Origin of the sequence: Shewanella sp. (genome assembly GCF_047975355.1) — a bacterium.
Lineage (GTDB): Bacteria > Pseudomonadota > Gammaproteobacteria > Enterobacterales > Shewanellaceae > Shewanella.
On sequence record NZ_JBKEDJ010000064.1, the window covers coordinates 31,869 to 55,489 of the forward strand.

12 protein-coding genes are annotated in these 23,621 nt (G+C 46.3%); 1 reads left to right on the forward strand and 11 read right to left on the reverse strand.

Annotated features, from left to right (window positions below; genetic code table 11):
- Positions 1-315: 315 nt before the first annotated feature.
- Entirely contained in the window at positions 316-2,916 is a 2,601-nt protein-coding gene (adhE, locus tag ACK5NH_RS16360; RefSeq protein ID WP_416921783.1) for a bifunctional acetaldehyde-CoA/alcohol dehydrogenase, read from the forward strand.
- A gap of 539 nt (positions 2,917-3,455) precedes the next feature.
- Here the strand turns inward: adhE and ACK5NH_RS16365 are convergent.
- The 11 genes from ACK5NH_RS16365 to proQ all read right to left on the reverse strand — a co-directional run bounded on the left by ACK5NH_RS16365 (position 3,456) and on the right by proQ (position 23,515).
- On the reverse strand, positions 3,456-3,989 hold the full coding sequence (locus ACK5NH_RS16365) for a cell division protein ZapC (protein ID WP_416921785.1): 534 nt from the start codon (positions 3,987-3,989) through the stop codon (positions 3,456-3,458).
- Between the two features lie 200 nt (positions 3,990-4,189).
- Complete coding sequence (gene pyrD / locus ACK5NH_RS16370) at positions 4,190-5,209, reverse strand: quinone-dependent dihydroorotate dehydrogenase (RefSeq protein WP_416921787.1); 1,020 nt, start codon at positions 5,207-5,209, stop codon at positions 4,190-4,192.
- 62 nt (positions 5,210-5,271) lie between these two features.
- A complete protein-coding gene (locus ACK5NH_RS16375) occupies positions 5,272-10,116 on the reverse strand; it encodes an NAD-glutamate dehydrogenase (RefSeq protein ID WP_416921789.1) in 4,845 nt (1,614 codons plus the stop codon).
- A 265-nt stretch (positions 10,117-10,381) separates the two neighbouring features.
- Positions 10,382-12,697, reverse strand: a complete 2,316-nt coding sequence (locus ACK5NH_RS16380) for an efflux RND transporter permease subunit (protein WP_416921791.1) — start codon at positions 12,695-12,697, stop codon at positions 10,382-10,384.
- Between the two features lie 31 nt (positions 12,698-12,728).
- Entirely contained in the window at positions 12,729-13,739 is a 1,011-nt protein-coding gene (locus ACK5NH_RS16385; protein ID WP_416921793.1) for a WD40/YVTN/BNR-like repeat-containing protein, read from the reverse strand.
- 55 nt (positions 13,740-13,794) lie between these two features.
- Positions 13,795-15,159: a DUF1329 domain-containing protein gene (locus ACK5NH_RS16390; RefSeq protein ID WP_416921795.1), complete on the reverse strand. Its 1,365-nt coding sequence runs from the start codon at positions 15,157-15,159 to the stop codon at positions 13,795-13,797.
- A gap of 12 nt (positions 15,160-15,171) precedes the next feature.
- The gene (locus ACK5NH_RS16395; RefSeq protein WP_416921797.1) at positions 15,172-17,214 is read right to left on the reverse strand and encodes a DUF1302 domain-containing protein; all 2,043 of its coding nucleotides are present in this window, start codon (positions 17,212-17,214) and stop codon (positions 15,172-15,174) included.
- Positions 17,215-17,546: 332 nt separating this feature from the next.
- Positions 17,547-17,768 (reverse strand): DUF2835 domain-containing protein, encoded by a 222-nt coding sequence (locus ACK5NH_RS16400; RefSeq protein ID WP_416921799.1) that lies wholly within the window; start codon positions 17,766-17,768, stop codon positions 17,547-17,549.
- A 392-nt stretch (positions 17,769-18,160) separates the two neighbouring features.
- A complete protein-coding gene (gene pepN, locus ACK5NH_RS16405) occupies positions 18,161-20,710 on the reverse strand; it encodes an aminopeptidase N (RefSeq protein WP_416921801.1) in 2,550 nt (849 codons plus the stop codon).
- 83 nt (positions 20,711-20,793) lie between these two features.
- Positions 20,794-22,845, reverse strand: a complete 2,052-nt coding sequence (prc, locus tag ACK5NH_RS16410) for a carboxy terminal-processing peptidase (protein WP_416921803.1) — start codon at positions 22,843-22,845, stop codon at positions 20,794-20,796.
- A 28-nt stretch (positions 22,846-22,873) separates the two neighbouring features.
- Entirely contained in the window at positions 22,874-23,515 is a 642-nt protein-coding gene (proQ, locus tag ACK5NH_RS16415; protein ID WP_083757891.1) for an RNA chaperone ProQ, read from the reverse strand.
- Positions 23,516-23,621: the final 106 nt, after the last annotated feature.

Consider the following 23,621-nt stretch of genomic DNA (forward strand, 5'->3'; position numbering starts at 1 on the left):
TTGCAGTCCTTATTGAGCGTGTCACGCCAATTTCATCAAACTAACCGTAAGGGCAAGTATAGTAGCTTAACCGCAGATGACTGAAAAATGAGATTTTTGAGGTTAAATCACAAGTTTGAGTAATAACTGCTGGCAATCCTTGGCGGATTTTAAGCCAAAGAGGGTAAAACAGATCATAGTTATTGTATTTTTATTACATAAGAGCGCCAAACTGATTGGACGATCACACTTTCACCTCGGCTTTAGGTGTAATTTTTCACCATAAAGAAGATTTAGCGAATCGCGCATTCCCTAAATCTTTTAGGAGTCTTAATCATGACAGTAACCAATGCTCAAGAACTGGATCTCATGGTCGAGCGCGTCGCCAAAGCGCAAGCCGAATATGCCAGTTTTAGCCAAGCCCAAGTCGATGCGATTTTTCGCGCCGCCGCACTGGCCGCCGCCGATGCGCGCATATCGCTTGCGAAAATGGCCGCCGCCGAAACCCGGATGGGGGTCATTGAAGACAAAGTAATTAAAAACCACTTTGCCTCCGAGTACATTTACAACAAGTACAAAGATGAAAAGACCTGCGGAATTTTATCCGAGGACCCCACCTTCGGTACTATCACTATCGCCGAGCCCGTGGGCATTATCTGTGGGATTGTCCCCACCACAAATCCCACCTCTACCGCCATCTTCAAAGCATTAATCAGTCTTAAAACCCGCAATGCAATTATTTTCTCCCCTCACCCAAGGGCAAAAGTGTCAACCACCACAGCGGCCAAACTGGTGCTAGATGCCGCCATTGCCGCCGGTGCGCCCAAGGACATTATCGGTTGGATTGATGAGCCCAGTGTGGCACTTTCCAACCAATTGATGACCCACCCTAAAGTGAACCTTATCCTCGCCACTGGTGGCCCTAGTATGGTGAAAGCCGCCTACTCTTCGGGTAAACCCGCGATTGGTGTGGGCGCGGGTAACACACCGATTGTTATCGATGAAACCGCCGACATAAAACGCGCGGTCAGCTCGATTCTGATGTCCAAAACCTTTGATAACGGGGTGGTGTGCGCATCCGAACAAGCGGTGATTGTAGTCGATAGCATTTACGAGCAAGTGAAAGAACGCTTTGCGACCCACGGCGGTTATTTCTTAAATGCAGCACAAACCGCTGCGATGCAACAAGTCATCCTTAAAAATGGCGGCTTAAATGCCGATATCGTCGGCCAAAGCGCCGCGACCATAGCGCAAATGGCGGGAATTGAAGTCCACCACACGACTAAGGTCTTGGTTGGTGAAGTCACCGATATCACTGAGGCAGAAGCTTTTGCCCACGAAAAACTCTCGCCTTTACTCGGCATGTACCGCGCCGCAGATTTCAATGACGCTGTCGATAAGGCCGAAGCCTTGGTTGCCTTAGGCGGGATTGGCCACACATCAGGCTTATATACAGACCAAGATACCCAAACCGAACGGGTCAAAACCTTTGGTTTTAGAATGAAAACCGCGCGTATTTTAATCAACACTCCTGCATCACAAGGCGGGATTGGCGATCTGTATAACTTTAAACTCGCTCCCTCACTCACCTTAGGTTGTGGCTCTTGGGGTGGAAATTCGATTTCCGAAAACGTCGGCCCAAGTCATTTAATCAATAAGAAAACCGTCGCTAAGAGGGCTGAAAACATGCTGTGGCACAAGCTTCCTTCATCTATCTACTTCCGCCGCGGCAGCTTACCTATTGCGCTTGAAGAACTGAGTGATAAAAAACGTGCCCTCGTTGTAACCGACAGATTCCTGTTTAACCAAGGTTATTGCGACGAAACCTTAAAGATTTTAAAAGCCCAGGGCTTAGAGACCGAAGTGTTTTACGAGGTAGAAGCCGATCCCACACTGGCCACCGTGCGCCAAGGCGCCAAAGTCGCTAATAGCTTTAAACCCGATGTGATTATTGCCTTAGGCGGTGGCTCACCCATGGATGCGGCCAAGATTATTTGGGTGATGTACGAGCATCCCGATGTCGACTTTGCCGATTTAGCCCTACGTTTTATGGATATCCGTAAACGTATTTATAAATTCCCTAAAATGGGCGTCAAAGCCACAATGGTGGCGATCCCCACAACATCCGGTACCGGCTCTGAGGTTACCCCGTTTGCCGTGGTGACCGATGAGCAAACCGGTAAAAAATATCCTATTGCCGACTATCAACTCACCCCGAACATGGCGATTGTTGACCCGAATCTGGTGATGGATATGCCCAAATCTTTAACCGCCTTCGGCGGAATCGATGCGATAACCCACGCGCTTGAAGCCTATGTCAGCGTGATGGCAAATGAGTACAGCGATGGTCAAGCCCTGCAAGCACTCGACCTATTATGCAAATATTTACCCGATGCCTATCAGCTTGGAGCAGCATCCCCCATCGCCCGTGAAAAAGTGCACAATGGCGCCACTATAGCCGGTATCGCCTTTGCCAACGCCTTCCTAGGGATCTGTCACTCCATGGCCCATAAACTGGGCGCCGAGTTCCACTTAGCCCATGGACTGGCCAATGCGCTACTCATTAGTAACGTGATCCGCTTTAATGCGACCGACTTACCCACTAAGCAAGCCGCATTCAGCCAATACGACAGGCCTAAAGCACTGTGTCGTTACGCGGCCATTGCCGATCATTTAGCCTTAGGTGGAAATTCAGATGCGGAAAAAGTCGAGAAATTGCTGGAAAAAATCGAGCAACTCAAGAAGACGCTGGGCATTCCAGCATCTATCCAAGAAGCAGGAGTTAACGAAGCCGACTTCCTCACCAAATTAGATGAGCTTGCCGAGGACGCCTTCGATGACCAATGTACAGGGGCGAACCCTCGCTATCCATTGATTAGCGAGCTAAAACAGCTACTGCTAGACAGCTTCTATGGCCGCCCTTTTACCGAGCAATAATGTTTCGAGTAGGAAGTGAACTTAACTGAACTGGGCTTTGTTTACTCAATGAAATAAGTAAACAAAGCCCTTTAATCAGCAAAACATCAACAAGCAGATAACTTTGTTGTCATATTCGGCTAGATTAACTTATTCCAGGTTTTAGAATCGAATAAGCTTTCTATATACCTCCTATTTTAATCCCTAAAACCTAGCCTTAAATTAGTTCCTTAGCTGCTCTCTAATGTACTGTGATTATGCTAGCCATAAGAGCTGTTGCACTTTTATTGAACCCATACAAATCTCCTCCTAAACATCGAGACGACCGAGTATGGATTAATCTACTATTTGGGTTTAAAACGAAGTCTGGCCGTGTTAACGCTGTTAATGGAAATTAACTCAATGATGTCAGTTTGAAAGGATGAGTTCGACTCATTAAAGTACTAAGGACAGTTTGGGTTAGAATATTGTGGGTAAACAAAAGAAAATAACTGTTGACTACTTTTAGCAAATAGCTCGGTATACAAATTGTGACGGTCGAGTATTCGCTAGACCATCACCTATGCAGCGACAACATGACGTTGTACCCTTAATGGGTGTAAACGATTATGCATCACCTTAATGGTTTCGAATTGCGTCATTGTTTTAGCACCGGATAAAACGCATTCTGGCGATAATAACATCACCAAAGCGGACTGCAGGGTGTTTTCAACCACTAAGACCAATGAGCGTTGTTTTTGACATTTAAGCTCAAAGACTTTACCCACATCGCTATATACGCATACATCGCTACAATCAAAAAACCAAGATTTTGGCATTTGTGGTGTCAGCATAAAATGCGCTGCAGTTGCATTAAGGGCAATTTGCACTATAGCTGCATCGGTAAGTGTTAAGGTTTTAGGCAACTTGTCGAGTAAGCTCATATAGAATTTGGCGTGCGAAATATTAAATTCCATGCTCGATAAGGCATCAGGAATTAATGATTTTGCTTTATAAGCCGTCAGAAATTCTATCTCGGAACCTAACGAAACGCCTAATACACCATACGTATCGTTATATTTCCAGTGCCAATCCTTTTGTGGCAATAATAACATAACGTTTACCTACTATTTGAACACTCGCACATCATAGTAGATATTTTATTCAATATCAAAATAAAAATAATAAAATACAAATTAGTTAACAATTACTTAGTGGATCTATTTAAAGATCTTAACTGCGATCCTATGATCGTTTTAGATCGCAGTTAAGATAAATGATCGTGCTTTAGATCCCTATAGAGATCTAATGATCATTATTTTAAGCGGTAAGCTTCAACAATTTCTTTAATTAACTTTGGACCTTGGTAAATAAAACCTGAGTAAATCTGCACCATAGTCGAACCCGCATCAAATTTCGCCAAGGCATCTTCAGCGCTATTAATACCACCAACCCCAATAATTGGGATCTGGCCATTTAAACAAGCTGCTAATTGTTTAATCACTTTGGTTGAAAGTTCAGTTAATGGTTTACCACTTAAACCGCCACTTTCATTAGCATTGGCAAGTCCGCTCACGCCGTCTCGGGTTAAGGTAGTGTTGGTAGCAATAGCGCCATCAAACTTGTTTTTAATCAAAGCTTGAGCAATATTTTCAATTTCTTCAATGGTTAAATCGGGCGCAATTTTAAGGGCAATTGGCACATATTTTTTATGTTTCTCGGCTAGCTCAAGTTGCTTGGTTTTTAATGCGCTTAATAATTCGTCTAATAGATCGCCATATTGCAGCGATCGTAATCCTGGCGTATTAGGTGATGAAATATTCACCGCAATATAAGCTGCATAGGGATACACTTTATCCATACAGATCAAATAATCGTCTTTGCCCTGCTCTACCGGCGTGTCTTTATTTTTACCAATATTGACCCCAACCATGATATCGGTTTTCTTGGCGATCAAATTTTTGACTAGATTATCGACGCCTTTGTTATTAAAGCCCATGCGATTAATGATCGCCTTCGCGGGTTTTAATCTAAACAAGCGCGGTAAATCATTACCGGGTTGTGGCCTTGGGGTCACAGTACCCACTTCCACATGACCAAATCCCATCGCATGAAAGGCATCGATCGATTCGCCATCCTTATCCATCCCCGCAGCAAGACCCACTGGGTTTGGAAAAGTCAGTCCCATGCAGCTGACGGGCGCCGGCGCAATATTCTGGGCATAAAACGCATTCAGAGGACTATTACCTGTCATTCTCAGGCTGCCAATGGCTAAATTATGCGCTCGCTCAGGATCCATCTGAAACATGACTTTCTGTGCGATTTTATAAAACATGTATTTTCCTCGACCTAAAAAAAGCCCCGGCGATCGCCAGGGCTTCTGATTGTTATAAAAGTTTACTTTTGGCCTTCGCAATGAAGGATCAGAAGGTTAAGTTCACGTAGGGCGACAGAGAACTTAGCAAACTCATGGCTTTGCGATGATTTGAAATCAGCGAGCATATGGAACCATCTTTCTAGTAGGGCTTGATTGGTATCAATCCACTGAGAAATAACGCTCTGAGCGTCACAGGTTGCACTACAGGTTCTTAAGACCACTGACGTCAACGCACGTTGTTGCCAATCCAACTCTTCCCTAAAGGCGGCACGAGCCAGTGCTTGCCAATGGTTTGCCACAGGCTGTGCACTGATCTGCTCTAGGAACCAGTGCAGCTCAACGCGGGCACCGAGTTTGAAATACGTCTCGGCAACGAGCTCAACTGTTTTCTCTTCGGCCTGCGCAATCTGCGCGATATCTAGGGCCGAGAACAGTGTGCTCATGTTTGCAACGACGGTAGCCACATCATGAGGAACATTCTCTTTAACAAGAGCGTTGATCTCAGCTTGGATTCCCGCCGCTTCTTCTTCTACCAAGTAGGAATGAACATTGGCTTTGATTTGTTCAAATACAGGTTTAAAGAAGGCAACTGTTTGCTCGATGCTCCAAGTACGGTTGCGGTGACGCAGGAACCAGCGGCAGGCACGGCGCATGTTGCGACGTAACTGATGCAGCATTTCGCCCTGAACCACAGCAGGTACAATACCGTTTAAGTCAGTGATCGCTTTAGTTAATTCAGCTAAACCAAACACTTCGCGAGCCATAGTGTAACAAATTGCCGCATCGGCAACTGAGGCACCAGTCTCATCTTGCATACGTTGAACAAAGTTCAGCCCCATATCATTGACCAATTCGTTGGCCAGTGACGTGGCAATGATCTCACCGCGCAGTGGATGCGTCACCATTCTGTGGCTGTACAGTTCCTGAAGCTTTTTCGGGAAGTATGCAATAAGCAGTTGGCTCAGCAATGTATCTTCGGTGATTTCTTGAGTCAGTAACTGCTCTTTCAACACCATCTTAGCGTATGCCACCAGTACCGATAGCTCAGGACGCGTTAATGCGCGGCCATTGGCTAAACGTTCTGCCAGCTCTTCTTCCGATGGTAAGAATTCTAAGGCGCGATCTAACTTGCCTTCTTTTTCCAGATACTGGATAAAGCGAATTTGCTCTTTTAACTGCTCAGCACCACGGACTTGGGTTACTGAAATCGTACGAGTTTGGTCTTTACAATCCTGCAGTACGATTTGACCAACTTCTTCGGTCATCTCTTCTAGTAAACGGTTACGTTGCTTGAGTGTCAGTTCACCCTCAGCCACTAACGCGTTTAATAGGATCTTGATGTTAACTTCGTTGTCAGAACAGTCCACACCACCCACGTTATCGACGAAGTCAGTGTTAATACGGCCGCCGTTGGCCGCGTATTCGATACGACCTAACTGAGTACAACCTAAGTTACCACCCTCGCCCACGATCTTGGCGCGCAGTTCGCGACCATTGACACGCAGTGCATCGTTAGCGCGGTCACCAACTTCGGCGTGAGTCTCGCGTGATGACTTAACGTAAGTCCCGATACCACCATTCCAAATCAGATCCACTGGCATTTTCAGCAGTTCTTTCATTAGCTCAGTCGGTGTCATCGACGTCTTTTCCGTTTCCAGCATTTGCTTCATTTCAGCAGACAATGGAATCGACTTAGATGAACGCAGGAAGATACCACCGCCCTTAGAAATCAGCTTGCTGTTGTAGTCTTCCCAGGTTGAACGTGGCAGCGCGAATAAACGGGCACGTTCTTCATAGCTGGCAGCTGTATCTGGATTCGGGTCGATAAAGATATGCATGTGGTTGAACGCAGCTACAAGTTTTGTGTGCTTAGACAACAACATACCGTTACCGAATACGTCACCCGCCATGTCACCAATACCTAAACAGGTAAAGTCAGTGGTTTGACAATCGATACCCACTTCGCGGAAGTGACGCTTAACCGATTCCCAGCCACCTCTGGCCGTGATACCCATTTTCTTATGGTCGTAACCGTTACTACCACCCGATGCGAACGCATCGCCTAACCAGAAGTTGTATTCTTGAGAAATGGCGTTAGCGATATCCGAGAAAGTAGCAGTACCTTTGTCCGCCGCGACCACTAAATATGGATCATCTTCATCGTGACGGACCACATCAACAGGGTGAACGATTTCGCCATTCACGATGTTATCGGTAATATCGAGCAGTGCACGGATAAAGATGCGGTAACATTCTTGACCTTCGGTGAAGAAAGCTTCACGACCGCCTTCAGTTGGCAGTTGTTTACAAACGAAACCACCTTTCGCGCCCACAGGCACAATTACGGTGTTTTTCACTTGTTGTGCTTTTACCAGGCCAAGTACTTCGGTACGGAAGTCTTCACGACGGTCAGACCAACGCAGGCCACCACGAGCCACTTTACCGTAGCGTAAATGCACGCCTTCAACACGTGGCGAGTAAACGAAAATTTCGAATTTCGGCAGCGGACGCGGCATTTCAGGAATTAACGAAGGCATGAATTTAAACGAGATATAACTCTTAGATTCGCCTTTGGCATCCAATTGGTAGAAGTTGGTTCGCAGCGTTGCATTAATCAGATCGAGGTAACGACGGATAATACGGTCATCATCTAGGCTCGATACTTCGTCTAAACGTAGGTTGATCTGCTCCATAAACTTGCCCAGAGTACGGGTCTTCAGTTTTGGATTGAACTTACGGATAAACATTTTCACCAACAAATCAGCGATTTGTGGGTAACGGCCGAAGGTTTCTTCGATGTAAGCTTGGCTGAATGTCGCATCGATTTGACGCATGTACTTAGCGTAAGCACGCAGTACTGACACTTCACGGCCAGTTAAACCTGACGCCAGAATGATGCGGTTAAAACCGTCATCTTCTAATTTCTTTTGCCACACTTGAGAGAGTGCAGTTTGGAATCTGTCTTGGCTGTCGGCGATATTGTCGGTATTAGTGACTTTAACCGTCATTAAGAAGTCTAAGATCCAGAAGGTAGAACCGTCTGAGGTCGTCACTTCATAGGGACGCTCGTTGATCACGCGCAGACCAAAGTTTTCCAACATCGGCAGTACGTCAGAAAGATGGATGGGCTCATCTTTATGGAACAGTTTTAAACGCACTTTGTTATCGTTCAACGCAGCTTCCTGCGGTTGATAGAACAACATGCCTAACTTGTGATCGTCATCCAAGGCTTCAAGCTGTTGCATATCCACAACCGCAGAGCTTGGTAATACGTCTTCTTTATAGCTTTGTTCGAAGGCGTTAGCGTAACGCTTCAGCAGATGAGTACCGGCTTCTTCACCTAAGGCAGTGTTTAGTGCGGTGCTTAACTTATCTTCCCAAGAACGTGCCGCTTCAATTAAATTGTTTTCAATGGCAGCCACATCTACATCCATATTATTGTTATCAACTTTGACAATGTAGTGAGTACGGGCCAGGGTTGACTCGGAGAAATACGTCGTAAACTCTACATCTTCTTTGCTGTTGAAATGCTGAGCCAGAATACGCTGGGTATCTTGGCGAAGTTTAGTGTTGTAACGATCTTTTGAAACGTACACTAAACAGGATAAGAAACGACCGAAACCATCTTTGCGAACAAAGAGTTTCAGTTTGTCCCTGTCTTGCATCTCGAGCACGCCGTGCGCCGTGTGGGCTAAATCTTCCACATTGGCTTGGATTAGCTCATCGCGCGGCAGGTTTTCGAGAATGTTCAGCAGGGCTTTATAGTCGTGAGAACGTGGCGTTAAACCTGAACGGTCTAACACGCGCTGGACTTTTTCGTTCAGTAGTGGAATTTCACGTGGGCTGCGGTTATACACGTTTGAGGCGTATAAACCGATGAATCTGTCTTCACCAACCACATTGCCTTTCTTGTCGAAGCGTTTGATACCGATATAGTCAACATAGGCAGGACGGTGCACACGGCTCTTGGCGCTGCTCTTTGTTAGGATCAGTAAACTGTCGTCTAAGGCTTCTTTACGAGCACTGTCAGAGAAGCTTGATAATAACAAACCTTGCTCTGGCTGAGTCTTATGGTGTTTGTTCATTAAGCCTAAGCTAGAAGCCATATTCGGCACTAGCTCAACGTCACCTTCAACACGTTTTAAATCGTATTGACGGTAACCCAGTAAGGTAAAGTGATGATTATTAAGATAAGTTAAGAAGTTAATCGCTTCTTCTAACTCTTGCTTCTCACCGGGGAATGGACGCTTAGGTAATTCTTTAATTGTCTCACTCAGCTTAGCTGACATCGCGCTCCAGTCGTTGACTGACGCGGCCACATCACCCAGCACAGATTGGATTTCGCGCTCAAGGGCTTTGATATCCACACTGCTGCTTTGACGGTCGATTTCAATCAGGAAAACGGCAACGTGTTCGGTGCTATCAGGGCTTTGATTCAGATAAGTCACTTTGGTGACGTCCTGCGCTGAGCGCTCAATCGCCAGCGGAGTGTGTAACATCATGTGAGCCGTAATACCCATACGATTCAATGCCATACCAACTGAATCTACCAGGAATGGCATGTCAGGTTGGATAACTTCGATGATCGAATGGGTAGATTGCCAGCCGTGTTTAGACTGACTAGGATTGAATACTCTGAGGTGAGTCTCCCCTTTCGGGGTTTTGTTTAGTGCATTCCATAAACTGAGAACCGCACCATACAGGTCGCTGTCGTTACGCGCATTGAGGTCGTCTTTCGACATGTGGGCATAAAGGCAGGTCGCGAACTGTTCAACTTGCTTGGCTTGTGAATTAGGGACTTTAGCGTGAATTAAACTGACTACATTTTCAAGTAGTACTGAAGGCATTGCATCTTTCAAGGCCATGTTGCTGTTTCCTTAAGCGTCTATGGCAGCGCTTTTTTTCATTATTTGGATGCTTCGGCTTAACGATCTCAGAAAATTAGTGTGATCCAGATCGTCGCGCGAAGTTTATTACTAAATCCTCTGTATTTCGAGGAAAATTTTAGTGGTACATCCTCTGTAAATCCAGCCACAGCGTAAAGATGCGATAACAGGTGAGCAAAAAATCAAAAAAACAGCGTTTATATTCAAAGACAATGGGGAGTCAAAAACTCCCCATTGTTTGTAACTACTTAGTCTGCCGCCAGAATACTGCTGCCAGCGCTGGCAGGATAATTATGGCGCCCAACATATTTACCACAAACATGAAGGTGAGCAGAATTCCCATGTCCATTTGGAACTTGAGCGCCGAGAAAAACCAAGTGCTCACCCCAATCGCCAACGTCAGGCCAGTGAATATCACCGCACTGCCCCGCTCGACTAATGCCTCATAGTAAGCTTGTTGTACTGGCATACCGTTTGAGAGCTTAGTCGACATAGTCGATAGGATATAAATACCGTAGTCAACACCGATACCTACCCCGAGAGCGATAACGGGTAAGGTACTAACAGCTAAGCCAATATTGAGCTGAGTCATCAGAGCCTGTGCTAGAGTTGATACTACGTAGAGTGGAATAATCACCGCCACGGTCGCCTTAAATGACTTAAAGCTGATAAGGCAAAGCACAAATACCGCGCCATACACATAGATCATCATAGGTAATTGGGCTTCAGCTACCGCTTCGTTGGTCGCAGCCATCACCCCCACAGGGCCTGATGCCAGCTTAAATTGCAGCTTGTCATTGTCCATTTTGGCCGCGACCGCTTTCACCTTAGCGACCACTGTCTCTATGGTTTCCGCTTTATGATCCTGCATAAATAAATACACAGGCATCACCGAACAATCACCATTTAGCAGACCTGAAGTCGTTGGGATCTGACCAATCGCCTGCACTAAACTGGCGGTGGTACGGGGCAGTACTTCCCATCTTGGGTTGCCTTCGTTAAAGCCTGCATTCACTTTTTTTGCCACAGAAGCCAAGCTGACTGTCGATTCAACGCCAGGGGTATTACGTACTAACCATTCAAACTCATCAATTTGCGTCAGCACATCGTGATAAGTACAAGCCTCGGGACTCGCTTCAACGATCACTGTCATCACATCCGTGGTGATAGAGAAGTGATCCGTAATGAAAAAAGTGTCCAAGTTATAGCGTGAATCTTGGTGTAATGCCGGTGCGCCACCCTGCAGATCGCCAATTTTCATCTTGTTAGCTTGTTGCAGACCCGCAAAATACAAGATGACTGTTGCAGCAATCACCACTATTGCGTATTTGGGCGTGGCAAATTTGGCAAGGTAACGCCAAATCGCCTCGGCACGTACTTCATCCGAGGTCGGTTCACCCTGCGGCGCCACTTTAAGTTCGGTATAGGAAATCACTAAGGGCAAGAGGATAAGGTTAGTGAAGATAATTACGCCCACCCCGAGGGATGCTGAAATCGCCAGCTCACGAATAATACCGATATCAATGGATAACAGCGTGATAAAACCGACCGTATCGGAGAGCAGCGCCACACCACCTGGCACCAGTAAGCTGCGAAACGCAGAAGCCGATGCCGCCTTAGTGGTTTGTCCGTCCATCACCCGGCGTCTGACCGCGTTTATCATCTGCACCCCGTGACTCACCCCGATAGCAAAGACGAGGAATGGCACCAAAATTGACATGGGATCTAAGCCAAAACCGATGACCGTCAGTAAACCGAGCTGCCAGATAACCGCCGTTAAGCTACAAACTAATGGCAATAGGGTCAGGATAAGTGACTTTGAAAACAGATAGACCATCACTGCCGTGATCAAAATAGCAATAACAAAGAACAGTAATACACCTTTGGCGCCGTCTGCCACGTCACCCGCCATTTTAGCAAAACCTATGATATGGATTTTCACCTTATCGGTTTCATACTTACCGCGTAATTCCTTCTCTAGCTGAGCGGCAAAGGCAATAGTATCTAAGGGTTTGCCCGTTTGTGGATCAAAGTCCATCAGCTGGGCCGACACCATAGCGGCACTATAATCGTTGGCGATCAAACGCCCCACAATGCCCGCTTTTTCGATGTTATCGCGTACCGTATTTAAGCCTGTTGCAGTGGTCGTAAAATCGGCGGGGATCACAGGACCACCCGCGAAACCATCTTCCACGACTTCGGTAAAACGGGTCGAAGGTGAAAATAAGGATTTCACCTGCGAGCGGTCAACACCGGGAATAAAAAACAGCTGATCGTGAACATTTTTAAGGGTATCGAAAAAGTTAGGGTTAAAAATATTGCCGCTGGTGTCTTCCACCGCCACCATAATGCTATTCGCGCCACCAAAATCTTTTTGATGTTTGAGGTAGGTTTTCATATAGCTATGATTAAGCGGAATATTTTTAATGAATGCCGCATCCATTTTTAATTGGCTGGCTTGGTATCCCAAAAAAAACGTCAGCAAAATAAAAATGCTCACCACCCAAGCACGGTTGCGGAATAAAAATGACTCAAATCCGTTGACCAGTTTTTCTAACATCTTATCGGCCCTGTTATTGTAGTTTTATAATTTATGGCTTCAGTGTGAGTAGCCCTTGGCTACCCGATAACCACACATTCCCTTGGTTATCTTTGGCAATCGAAACTAAGTTCTCCCCCTGGCGACGCGTGACAATACTCGCACTATCATCCTGATTTAGCTGAATAACAACGCCAGCATTCCCCACAAGGTACAGGCTAGTGTCTGAGCTCGCCAAGGCGCCATTGATGGATGATTGCACGGGCATCTCGATCTCATCCCATTGGCCAAGGCTCAAATCTGCCTTAAATACGTGTCCCCTTAGTCCCATCACATAGACCGCATCCTGTAATTGAATCGCATTGAACATAGAGCCGTCATAATCAAACCCAGTTCGGGTGAAGGTTTGGCCCTTATCGGCCGACACCGCCACAAGACCCAGCTCCCCCACCAGTAACAAGCGACCATCCTCAAGCACTATCATCCGATTGAAATGCGGCAATAACGAAGCGCGCTCGGCCAGATAGGCGGCTTGATCGCTGTTTTTTAATTCAGCCAGATAGGATACGTCTTCTTCAGCCAGCAACTCCTCGTGGAATTCTTCTGTCCAGGTCGCGCCGCCATCATGGGTACGATAAAATAACCCGTAAGCCCCTATCGCCATGCCTTCTTGATCATTAAGAAACAACACATCGAGGAACGGCTTTTCAATTTCACTCGACTGCATTTGTAATGACCACGTTTGACCTCCATCTTGGGTATGTAAGATAGTGGCATCGTGGCCTACTGCCCAACCGAGTTTTTCATTTAAAAAGAACACTTTTGTCAGTTGTGCCGAGGTCGGTGTTGGCACTTGTTGCCATTTGTCGTTCAGCACTAACACGTGGCCACGCTCACCCACTGCGACCAGATGCTGGCCCGCATGGGCAATATCTAACACTAAAGAAGACGCCGCTAAGGGCTGGATTTGCGGAAAAGTCTCAGACACCGCAGAAAACGAAGGGGAAGAAAATAAACAACCAACACTAATTGCAGCGGCGCATTGAAGGATGCGAAACGACATACAAACTTCCTTAAACTAATGAGGGGCGCTTAGCGCCCCTTTATACCGTGGCGGATTAACGAATACCTTCACGACGCAGCGCATCTGGGGTGAAATTAGCTTCACTCAGTTTGGCATCGAAGTTATACATACCGCTCTGGTTGTCTAACCCCATGGCTAAATAACGACGGGACTGCAGATCGTGGAATACTTCTAAGGTGTCCCACTGTGTTGGGACTTCGTAGTAGTTCAAGCCATGGGCAACCGCCACACGGTAGAGTTCATCACGGTTGTCATACAGATCGGCAATCGACACTTGCCATGAGTCTTCGTCAAGATACATCACACGCGTTTTATAGATGTGTCGCATACCGTCTTTCAAGGTCGCCTTCACTTCCCATACGCGGTGTTTTTCCCAACGAACAAACTCAGGATTGATATGACCGGGTTTTAAAATCTGGTCATATTTCAGCTTATCTGAGTGCAACTTGTAGTCGTTGTAAGGAATATAGATTTCTTTCTTGCCTACAAGCTCCCAGTTATAACGCACGGGTGAACCGTTAAACATGTCGAAATCGTCCGTAGTACGCAGACCATCGGATACTGTACCCGGTGTATCGAACGCGACGTTTGGCGCTTTACGAACGCGGCGCTGACCCGTGTTATAGGTCCATGCCTGGCGTGGCAGCGCCTCTTGGTCCATGGTTTCTTTAACCAGCAGCGCAGTACCCGCTAAACGGGCTGGCTGAGTCACCACTTGCTTAAAGTAGAACAACGTGTTGCTCGCCTTTAACTGATCAAGGGTGATTTCAGGGCGAGAATATTCGAAACGAATTTCTTCAGCGGTTTCCACTAAGCTGTAGCTGCCATCAGCCGTAGGTGCCGCTTGGCTACGGGAGGTTTCCACATCCACTCCACGGAAGCGCAGGATATGGTTCCAAATAGCTTCTAACCCATTGGCAGGAATGGGGAATGGGATACCAATCGAGGCACCAGAAATACCATTACCCTGCGCAACCAATTCAGCGCGAGTCGCGTTGGCTTTAGTCGCATCGTAGACAAATTGTGGCACTGATGCGCTACGACGCGTTTTGTACACATTCATCTTGTATGTGTCAGGGTAAAGCTCAAACAGTTTCATCTGGCCTGGGGTCAAGAAATCCTTGTATTGGGCTTTGTTCGCATTGGTAATGGTGAATTCAATTTTATCCTCTGGGAAAGGATCGGGGTGATGCATCCCCTTAGTATACCCAGCAACAGGCTTAGTAATACCGCCATCCCAAGCGGGAATAGAGCCATCGGCATTGCCGGCTTTTTCTGCGCCTAATGGCGTTAATTCGTTACCCAATTTAGCGGCGTCGGCTTCAGATACCTTTGCCATAGCTACGGGTGCTACAAGGGCCATCATCACGGCGCTTGCCAATATCGACAGTTTCTTCATTGTTATAATCCTTTAGATCGAATACTTGATATTGAAAGAAATATAATCACGATCTGACATCGCGTTGGTTGTTCCTACTCCGCCAAAGAAGTTGTTGTAGGATAAGTCTGCGCCCCAACGGTTTTGGTATTCAAAATTAACACCCATGGCAACTGACTTACGTCCTTCGGTAAAGAGGAACATAGGATCCGGCGTAATACCGTCAACATCGTGTGAGAAAATCAACCGTGGCGACATGTTCACGCCCGCAAACAAGTTGTTAAAATCCGCTTTGGCCACCAGACGGTATCCCCACGCGAAATCCGTTGGGAATGGATTGGTTTCTGGACCATTGTGCAACGCTTGGATGATGCCAGGCATATCTGGATTACCGCCAGAACGTGCGGTACCTGGGCCATTGAGGCGCAGTTCATCAAAACCAGGCATATCGTGGATCCATACCCCACCGACTTCAGCCAACATCGTCAGGTTATCCAATCCCAAGGTAGGGCCGAATAAATGGGTGAAGGTGACTTGCGCCTGGGTAGTATCGAGGCGGATAAAACCGTCAACGGTTTCGCCAGGCTTTACGCCATCAATTTGTGAAATACCATCAAAATCAGGGCGAATACCCGCGTTGGCTAACTGCTGTGGCATACCCGCAAACAGCAGTTCTACGTCATCGATTTGCAATGGTTCATCTTGACGGTGAGCAATTTCGGCGCCGACAGAGGTATCACCCAGTGAAGTGTTAAAACTGAAGCCATAGAGTTTAATATCTTCAGGATAAACAATTTGCGCCTTAGAGAAGCTCTTTAAGCTGAGCAGCAATTCACGGTTAATATCACCCGCGTTTTGGCCGAGTACCGCAAGGTCCGACAACAGTGCACCGGTGCTAAAGTCTGCGGCTGTACCGCTTATCAACGGACGGCGGCTGTGATAGTTCATAAAGTAGAAACCAAACTCGGTATCGCCTAACTCAGGGGCGTAATAACCTAGCTTGATACCATATTGGCCATCATTGCTTGGTGCCTGCTCATCTTGCACTAAGGTCACTTTAGTTGGATAAGCCAGTGCCATGGCGACCAGTTGCTGCGTTGGAATAGTTTGACCACTGGCGATCATGCCAGCAAGCTTCTGATATTCCTGCGTCAAGAAGTCTAAATTAATGTCAGGGTTGGCGTTAAAGCCTAATTGCGCATTCTGGTTATAACCACCGTAACCGGCGAAATCGTTGGTCGCAAAAATGGAGCCGGGAGTTGGGATCCAAACAGGTTCCCAATCATATTGATAGAAACCTTCTACCGATAAGTTTTCAGTGATCCCCAATGAGGCCCACACCATACCCTGAGGACGGAAGGCTTCTTTGAGTTCTGCACCAGGTGCGTTCAGAATGTTCAAATCGACGGGGTTGATTTCACCAATACCGTGGGCGATCAGCGTACTTTCCCCCCAAGAAACGACTTGATTACCAACACGGATAGAAAGCGGATTAGCACCATCGTTTAAATCAAAATTGGCGTATACGAAGGCATCCAACAGGCGGATGTCCTTACATTGCACTTCAGAAGCCTTATTGTCGCGGCAAGGATCGTATTCTTTCCCAGTTAGCGGGTCATTGTAGTCGTAGTTACCATCGTTTAGCTTACGATCGTAAAAATACATGCCACGAACGAACAGGCCATAGTTCTCATACTTTAGGGATAACTCGTGCAAACCTTTAACGATTTCGGATGTAGTATCACCTTGAGAATAAAGCAAATTACTTAAATCGTTGTTGCTAGAATAAGAACCTGGTTGCGCCCAAATCTCAGCAGAAGTATATTTGGTATTGCCAAATGCAGTGTAATTTGACCAATCAAATTGTGGCTGGTTTACCTTACCAATTTGTCCATCCCAATCGCGCTCACCCACACGCCAACTGGCACCAGCAGTCCAAGTCGAGTCAAAAGTCCCTTCTATCTCCCCCCAATCGAACGCAACCGCATTAGCATTCGACACCATCAATAAACTCAATGCCGACGCCACCCCCAAAGCAAGCGCCGACTTGTTAAAACTTTTTTTAACAATTTTCATTTTAGCTCTCCGTACCCTGCTGGATTCTTTGTTCTTGGAATTACAACCAACATCTTGTTAGCTCACAGGTAACATCATTGTTACAGCAATTAATCCCCATGAGCAAGGCACAGTTAGAGAAAATTTTCCAAAGAATTAAGCACGTAGACACATTTATGTCATCCGGTACGGGAATAGGATTTAAATTAGAAAAGCAGAAGATTGAAAAACGAAAGAAAAACCTGATAAAAAACTTTATATTTCATTAACATAATTACAAAGAAAATATCATATTTTCAAAATTGTAATTAGTCGACCGTTTAAAGTAATTACTCTAAGTGAAAATCAACAATTTATTGCGACAATTGCTCTAACGACACAAATTGCCCTTTATCATCGAGCACCAATTTAAACTGTCCATGGATACCGTTATCGGTTAAAAAACGCCTAAAATGTCGGCCATTAATCCAGAGGATCCGCCCCTGCCGTTCACGTACTTCAACCTTATCGGCAAGCCCTTGATAGTAAGGAAGAAACTCTCGATAAGTTAGGTTTAACTTAAAATATAATTCCATATTGATACTCAAAAAACCGGTATACGCGGGACCTAGTAGCTTTCAAGATAAGCAATGCATCGTCGACATGCTCTTCTATTATGTGAGCAAAAAGCAAACCTTAGGGAGTTGAGGTTGTGCAGTTTTGCAAGTGCTGAACGAGATACCGACACGACATACAAGCTAAACATTATAAATTGCCATCCCTTAGGCCTAACTAAACGGCAAAAACTGCACAGCTAAGAAACGCTGCAGCCGTCTTGTATTCCTCCAAGATGATGTATTTTCGAATGGATAGTTTGAATTAGATCCCAAGACATCGAGTCCTAAAGCACCCAACCTCAAGCAGCCTGAAACTCATCGCTTCAAACGACTTGGGAGGATCGGGCAGCAAAGCGCTGCCCTCCTTACAATTATTGCGCTAAGGCTTTAGATACTTTCTCGAATAAATCCTTCGAAAGCCCTGGTAACGCCAGTAATCGCGTTAAACAGGCCTTGATCTTACCCTGACGCGCCTCGTCAAATTTACTGAATTGAATAAGCGGCGTCACCATACGCGCCGCAACCTGTGGGTTAAGCTGGTTTAAGCTGATAAGGCATTCAGTTAAAAACTCATAACCTTTGCCATCGGCGCGGTGGAATTGATAAATATTGCCCGCAGCAAAACTACCAATAAGTGAACGCACACGGTTTGGATTGCTCATGCTAAAGCTCGCGTGTTGTTGTAATTGACGTAGGCTATCGATGACCTCTTCCACATCGTGGGTAGCTTGCAGCATAAACCATTTGTCCATCACCAGTGGCGTATCGCGCCAGCGCGCTTCAAACATAGCCATCAAATGATCGCGGCAAGGTAACGTGCCCACATTCGCGGCACTTAATGCGCCGAGTGAGTCCGTCATATTGTTGGCCTTATCAAACTGCTCAACGACAAAGCTTTCGGCATCGCTGCTGACTCGGCTTAGCCAGTTGAGGCATTGGTTTTTAAGCGCACGCGCCTTAGTGCAATCGAGGTTAACCAGTGAACGATACAGCGCGGTTAACTCGTCTTCACAATAGGCGGCAAGCTCGGTGAGCACAAATTCACGGGCTAAGGCTAATGCATCTAGATCGACTGTATCGGTTTGCTCAATCAAGGCAGAGGCCGATGGAATGGCTAAGATTTCCGCCATCAGCGCCTGATCGAGTTTTTCATCGAGTAAGGCACCTTTGAAACTGTCCTTCACTCTCTCATCTAAAGTCATGGTGTGATGTTGCTGTAAATGCGCCACATTTTGCCAAATCGCTTGGCTCACCAGTGTGACCGACGCCTCCCAACGCGCCACTTCACTCGAGGCAAAGCGCATCAGATGGACGAGTTGATCGATTTCAAAGGAATAGTGCAATTTAACTGGTGCAGAGAAATCCTGTAGTAAGGAGGCAACGGGTTTATGCTGCATACCTTCAAAGCTAAACACTTGCTCTGCCTGAGTAAAATCAAGCACTTGATTTACCAGTGATTGCCCTTTCTCATCTAACACCTCTAGGCTAAAGGGAATATGCAAAGGTGAAGCACAGCCAGCTAAGGTTTGCTTGAGTGTTAACTGGTAAGTCCCTGTGTCGACATCAAAACTGTCACTTGCGGTCACAATTGGCGTGCCTGCTTGGCTATACCAGAGGCGGAATTGGGTTAAATCGATGCCGCTGGCATCTTGCATTGCCGCGACAAAATCATCGCAAGTCACGGCTTGCCCATCGTGACGCTTAAAATATAACTTCATCCCTGCTTGGAAATGCTCTTCACCTAACAATGTGTGCATCATGCGAATGACTTCGGCGCCCTTGTTATACACAGTGACGGTATAAAAGTTATTCATCTCAATAACAGACTCGGGACGAATTGGGTGCGCCATCGGGCCTGAGTCTTCAGCAAACTGCTGGTTTTTGATGACTTTAATGGCGTGAATTCGATTCACGGCGCGCGAGCCTAAATCCGAGCTAAATTCCTGATCGCGGAACACGGTTAAGCCTTCCTTGAGGCTTAATTGGAACCAGTCACGGCAAGTCACGCGGTTACCCGTCCAGTTGTGGAAATACTCATGGCCGACCACAGACTCAATTCCGTGGTAATCCTCGTCGGTCGCGGTCAAAGTATCGGCCAACACATACTTGGTATTGAAGATGTTTAAACCTTTGTTTTCCATCGCGCCCATATTGAAAAAGTCGACGGCGACAATCATGTAAATATCTAAGTCGTACTCAAGGCCAAAACGGGATTCATCCCAGGCCATAGACTTTTTCAGAGAGGCCATCGCATGGTGCGCTTTATGTAAATTGCCTTTATCGACAAACACCTGCAGTACTACTTTGCGATGGCTGCGGGTGATGAATTCATCCTCCAACAGATCAAAATCGCCGGCGACTAAGGCAAACAGATAGGCGGGTTTTGGGAAGGGATCTTGCCAGCGCACATAATGGCGCCCCCCATCGAGTTCCCCTTTTTCAATCAAGTTACCGTTGCTTAAGAGAAATGGAAACGCCAGCTTGTCGGCTTCAATACGCACAGTGTATTTGGCTAACACATCGGGGCGGTCGAGGAAGTAAGTGATACGTCTAAAGCCTTCGGCTTCGCACTGAGTACAATAGGCACCGTCAGACATATACAGCCCTTCGAGGCTTGAGTTGGCTTCAGGATCAAGCTGAGTGATGATGGTCAACTCAAATTCATTCAGGGTTGTCTCGATTGACAACTGCCCTTCACTTGCGTGGTACGTCACCGCCTGTCCATCAATGGCCACACTCACTAAGGTCAAACTTTCTCCATCGAGCACTAAGGGATTGGTGTGAGATGAAGTGCGTTTGACTTTGCTAACGGCTTTAACCAGAGTGTTTTTACCATCGAGATTAAAATCTAAATCTATGGTTTCAATCGTGAATTGGGGAGCTTGATAATCTTTAAGGTATTTTGCTTGAGCTTGTGTCATGTCGTTCCCTTTAACACTGTTCTAAATAAGAAAAACGCGCCATAAGCGCGTTTTAAGATAAGGTAAACAAGCGCGATAACCGCCTATTTAGTGCCAGCGTTAGCCAGCTTTTTTGCATCTGCCATATCTAAAGTGATATAAGCCGTTTCGTCTAAGAAAGCATCTGGTGCTTCAACATCATCTTTGTCTTTGATGTCTTCCATCGATTTAACCGCAACTAAACCATGGGCGACGCGACGCTCGTTAGTTCTATCGAGCACTTTCTTCTCATCAGATTCACGTGAGGCAATACGCTCACTCTCAACTAAGGAGACAGTTTTCTCTTTATGATGCTTTTTAAAGTCAGCAATATCTTGATTGATATAGTTAAATTCAACATCGTCCTGAATACGGGCAAGGTGTTTCTTCTCTAAACTCGCCACCAATTCTGGGGTGATGTCGTTTAGCGTGCCATATTGCGCCATCGGCACTTTGTCCCAAGGTAAAGCGTTCTTCTCTTCGGCTTCACCATATTCACCGGGCTCTAACGCACTTGGGTAAGCAATGTTGGGCGTAACGCCTTTAAGCTGAGTGCTTCCACCGTTAATACGGTAAAACTTCTGGATTGTGTACTGCACATGGCCAATCGGCTTCTCGTACATATCGTAAATACGACCTAGGCTCTTATGCTGCTGCACTGTGCCTTTACCAAAGCTAGACTCACCAACAATCAAGGCACGATCATAGTCTTGCAATGCTGCGGCAAAAATCTCGGAGGCAGAGGCACTGTAACGATCGACCATCACAGTCAACGGACCCGCATAGGTGGTCTTGCCATCGTTATCACGGTGGGCAGATACCCGGCCATCGGCGTCACGTACTTGCACCACAGGGCCCATATCGATAAAGAGACCGGTCAGTAACACAGCTTCGGTTAAGGCTCCGCCACCGTTACCACGTAAATCGATGACCACGCCTTCAACCTTGGCTTCATTTAACTTCACCAATTCTTTTTCGACGTCCTGGGATAAATTCATATAGAAACCAGGAATTTGGATCACACCCACTTTACGGTTGGCGTATTCACCATCTTTCGGCTCGATGATCTTTGAGGTCGCAGCACGGTCTTCTAAACGGATTTTGTCGCGTACTAAGGTCAAATTAAACGGTTTGGCATTGGAGCCGCCTTTCTTCGGCAAAATCTGTAATACGACTTTACTGCCCTTGGGGCCTTTAATTAGGTCGACTACATCGTCTAATCGCCAGCCAATTACATCGACAATCTCACCACCTTCTTGGCCGACACCGACGATCTTATCTTCCGGCGACAGTTTTTCACTGCTGGCCGCAGGACCGCCTGCAATCAAACTCTTGATGACGGTATAATCATCTTCGAGCTGTAACTGGGCACCGATCCCCTCGAGGCTTAAGTTCATTTCCATTTGGAAACGCTCAGCATTACGAGGAGATAAATAGCTAGTGTGAGGCTCGATGCTACGGGAAAACGCATTCATCACTGCTTGGAACACATCTTCGCTATTGGTCTGGGTCAAACGCTTAATGGCGTTGTTATAACGCTTTTGTAGAATATCGACGATCTCAGGCCATTTTTTGCCCGTGAGTTTCAGATTCAGCGCATCGTATTTAACACGTTGACGCCACAACTCATTGATATCAGCCTGATCTTTTGGCCATGCCGCATCTTCTCTATCATACTCATAGGCATCACCTGGTACGGTGAAATCCATCTCTTTATCGAGTAAAGAAAGCGCGTAAACAAAACCTTCATAGCGACGCTTTTGTACCAGATCAAACATCTTGTAGGCAGGTTCTAGATCGCCCGAACTCAACATATCATCGAATTGATTGGTATAAGGCTTAAAACTGTCAACATCGGCTTGTGTCAGCACATTACGACGGTAGTCCAGTTGCTGCAGGTAGCGGTCAAAAATCTGCGCAGAAAACGCATCATCTAATGCAAATCTATGATAGTGGGAACGAGTGTATAAATCAGTCACTCGCTTACTCGCCACTTTATGCTGCGCTTCCTGCTTGAGAGTGGGTAACTCGCTGATTTGAATCGTAGGGGGGACAGCCCAAGCCGAGAATCCGACAAAAACAGCGGCAATGGATGTAGCCAAAGTGAGTTTTCGCATCAACAAGTTACTCCGTTTGATTAAATGATTACAGCAGGATATGTTCCGCTTTCACTTTTACCGTTAAGCCGCTATCTAGCTGAACATGAATGTCCTCTTTGTTAATGTCGGTGATTACGCCGGCTACTGGCGTCATCCCTAACTTAACATTAACACGCTGCTTCTTCGCTAAATCAGTCAATTGCGCTTGAACTAAATTAACAGCAGGCTCTGCCTTAGGTGCTGCTTTCGCTGGGCGCTCGGTCTTACGCGCTGGCACGGCAACTTTCTTCGGGGCTTTCTTCGCAGGAGCTTTGCCTGCAGGAGCCGCTTTTGGCGCTTGAGCTGCACGCTTAGCTTTCGCTTTATCTTGGCTTTCTTTCAACATGGCTTGAGCATGATCGATATGCTCTTGCTCTAATTCACCACATGGTTGACCATCAAGATCCACACGCTGTGCACCGGCTTTTACCGACTTCAGGTAACGCCAGCTGCTGGTGTAACGTCTTAAGGCTACTCGCAGTTGAGTTTTACTGACTTTAGAATCATCAGCCAACCTTTCAGCCAAATCTTGAAACAATCCGATTTTTAATGGCTTAGTTTCACCTTCAGCAATAAAGCACAAAGGAAATGTTTCATACAAATACGCCAAAATTGCGTTGGTGTCGGTCAACTTATCTGTTGATTCCATCATTACTTCCACAGTTAAAAAGGGACATCGAATTCGAGGTGATAAAAATCAGCTTCTTACGAGTCGTTTATCTTGGTTAAGCTCACATATGAGCCAAAGTACAAAT

What these genes read in the sequence shown, in the direction of transcription:
- adhE (WP_416921783.1), top strand. Translation starts at nt 316, where the DNA reads ATGACAGTAACCAATGCTCAAGAACTGGATCTCATGGTCGAGCGCGTC.
- ACK5NH_RS16365 (WP_416921785.1), bottom strand. Translation starts at nt 3,989, where the DNA reads ATGTTATTATTGCCACAAAAGGATTGGCACTGGAAATATAACGATACG.
- pyrD (WP_416921787.1), bottom strand. Translation starts at nt 5,209, where the DNA reads ATGTTTTATAAAATCGCACAGAAAGTCATGTTTCAGATGGATCCTGAG.
- ACK5NH_RS16375 (WP_416921789.1), bottom strand. Translation starts at nt 10,116, where the DNA reads ATGGCCTTGAAAGATGCAATGCCTTCAGTACTACTTGAAAATGTAGTC.
- ACK5NH_RS16380 (WP_416921791.1), bottom strand. Translation starts at nt 12,697, where the DNA reads ATGTTAGAAAAACTGGTCAACGGATTTGAGTCATTTTTATTCCGCAAC.
- ACK5NH_RS16385 (WP_416921793.1), bottom strand. Translation starts at nt 13,739, where the DNA reads ATGTCGTTTCGCATCCTTCAATGCGCCGCTGCAATTAGTGTTGGTTGT.
- ACK5NH_RS16390 (WP_416921795.1), bottom strand. Translation starts at nt 15,159, where the DNA reads ATGAAGAAACTGTCGATATTGGCAAGCGCCGTGATGATGGCCCTTGTA.
- ACK5NH_RS16395 (WP_416921797.1), bottom strand. Translation starts at nt 17,214, where the DNA reads ATGAAAATTGTTAAAAAAAGTTTTAACAAGTCGGCGCTTGCTTTGGGG.
- ACK5NH_RS16400 (WP_416921799.1), bottom strand. Translation starts at nt 17,768, where the DNA reads ATGGAATTATATTTTAAGTTAAACCTAACTTATCGAGAGTTTCTTCCT.
- pepN (WP_416921801.1), bottom strand. Translation starts at nt 20,710, where the DNA reads ATGACACAAGCTCAAGCAAAATACCTTAAAGATTATCAAGCTCCCCAA.
- prc (WP_416921803.1), bottom strand. Translation starts at nt 22,845, where the DNA reads ATGCGAAAACTCACTTTGGCTACATCCATTGCCGCTGTTTTTGTCGGA.
- proQ (WP_083757891.1), bottom strand. Translation starts at nt 23,515, where the DNA reads ATGGAATCAACAGATAAGTTGACCGACACCAACGCAATTTTGGCGTAT.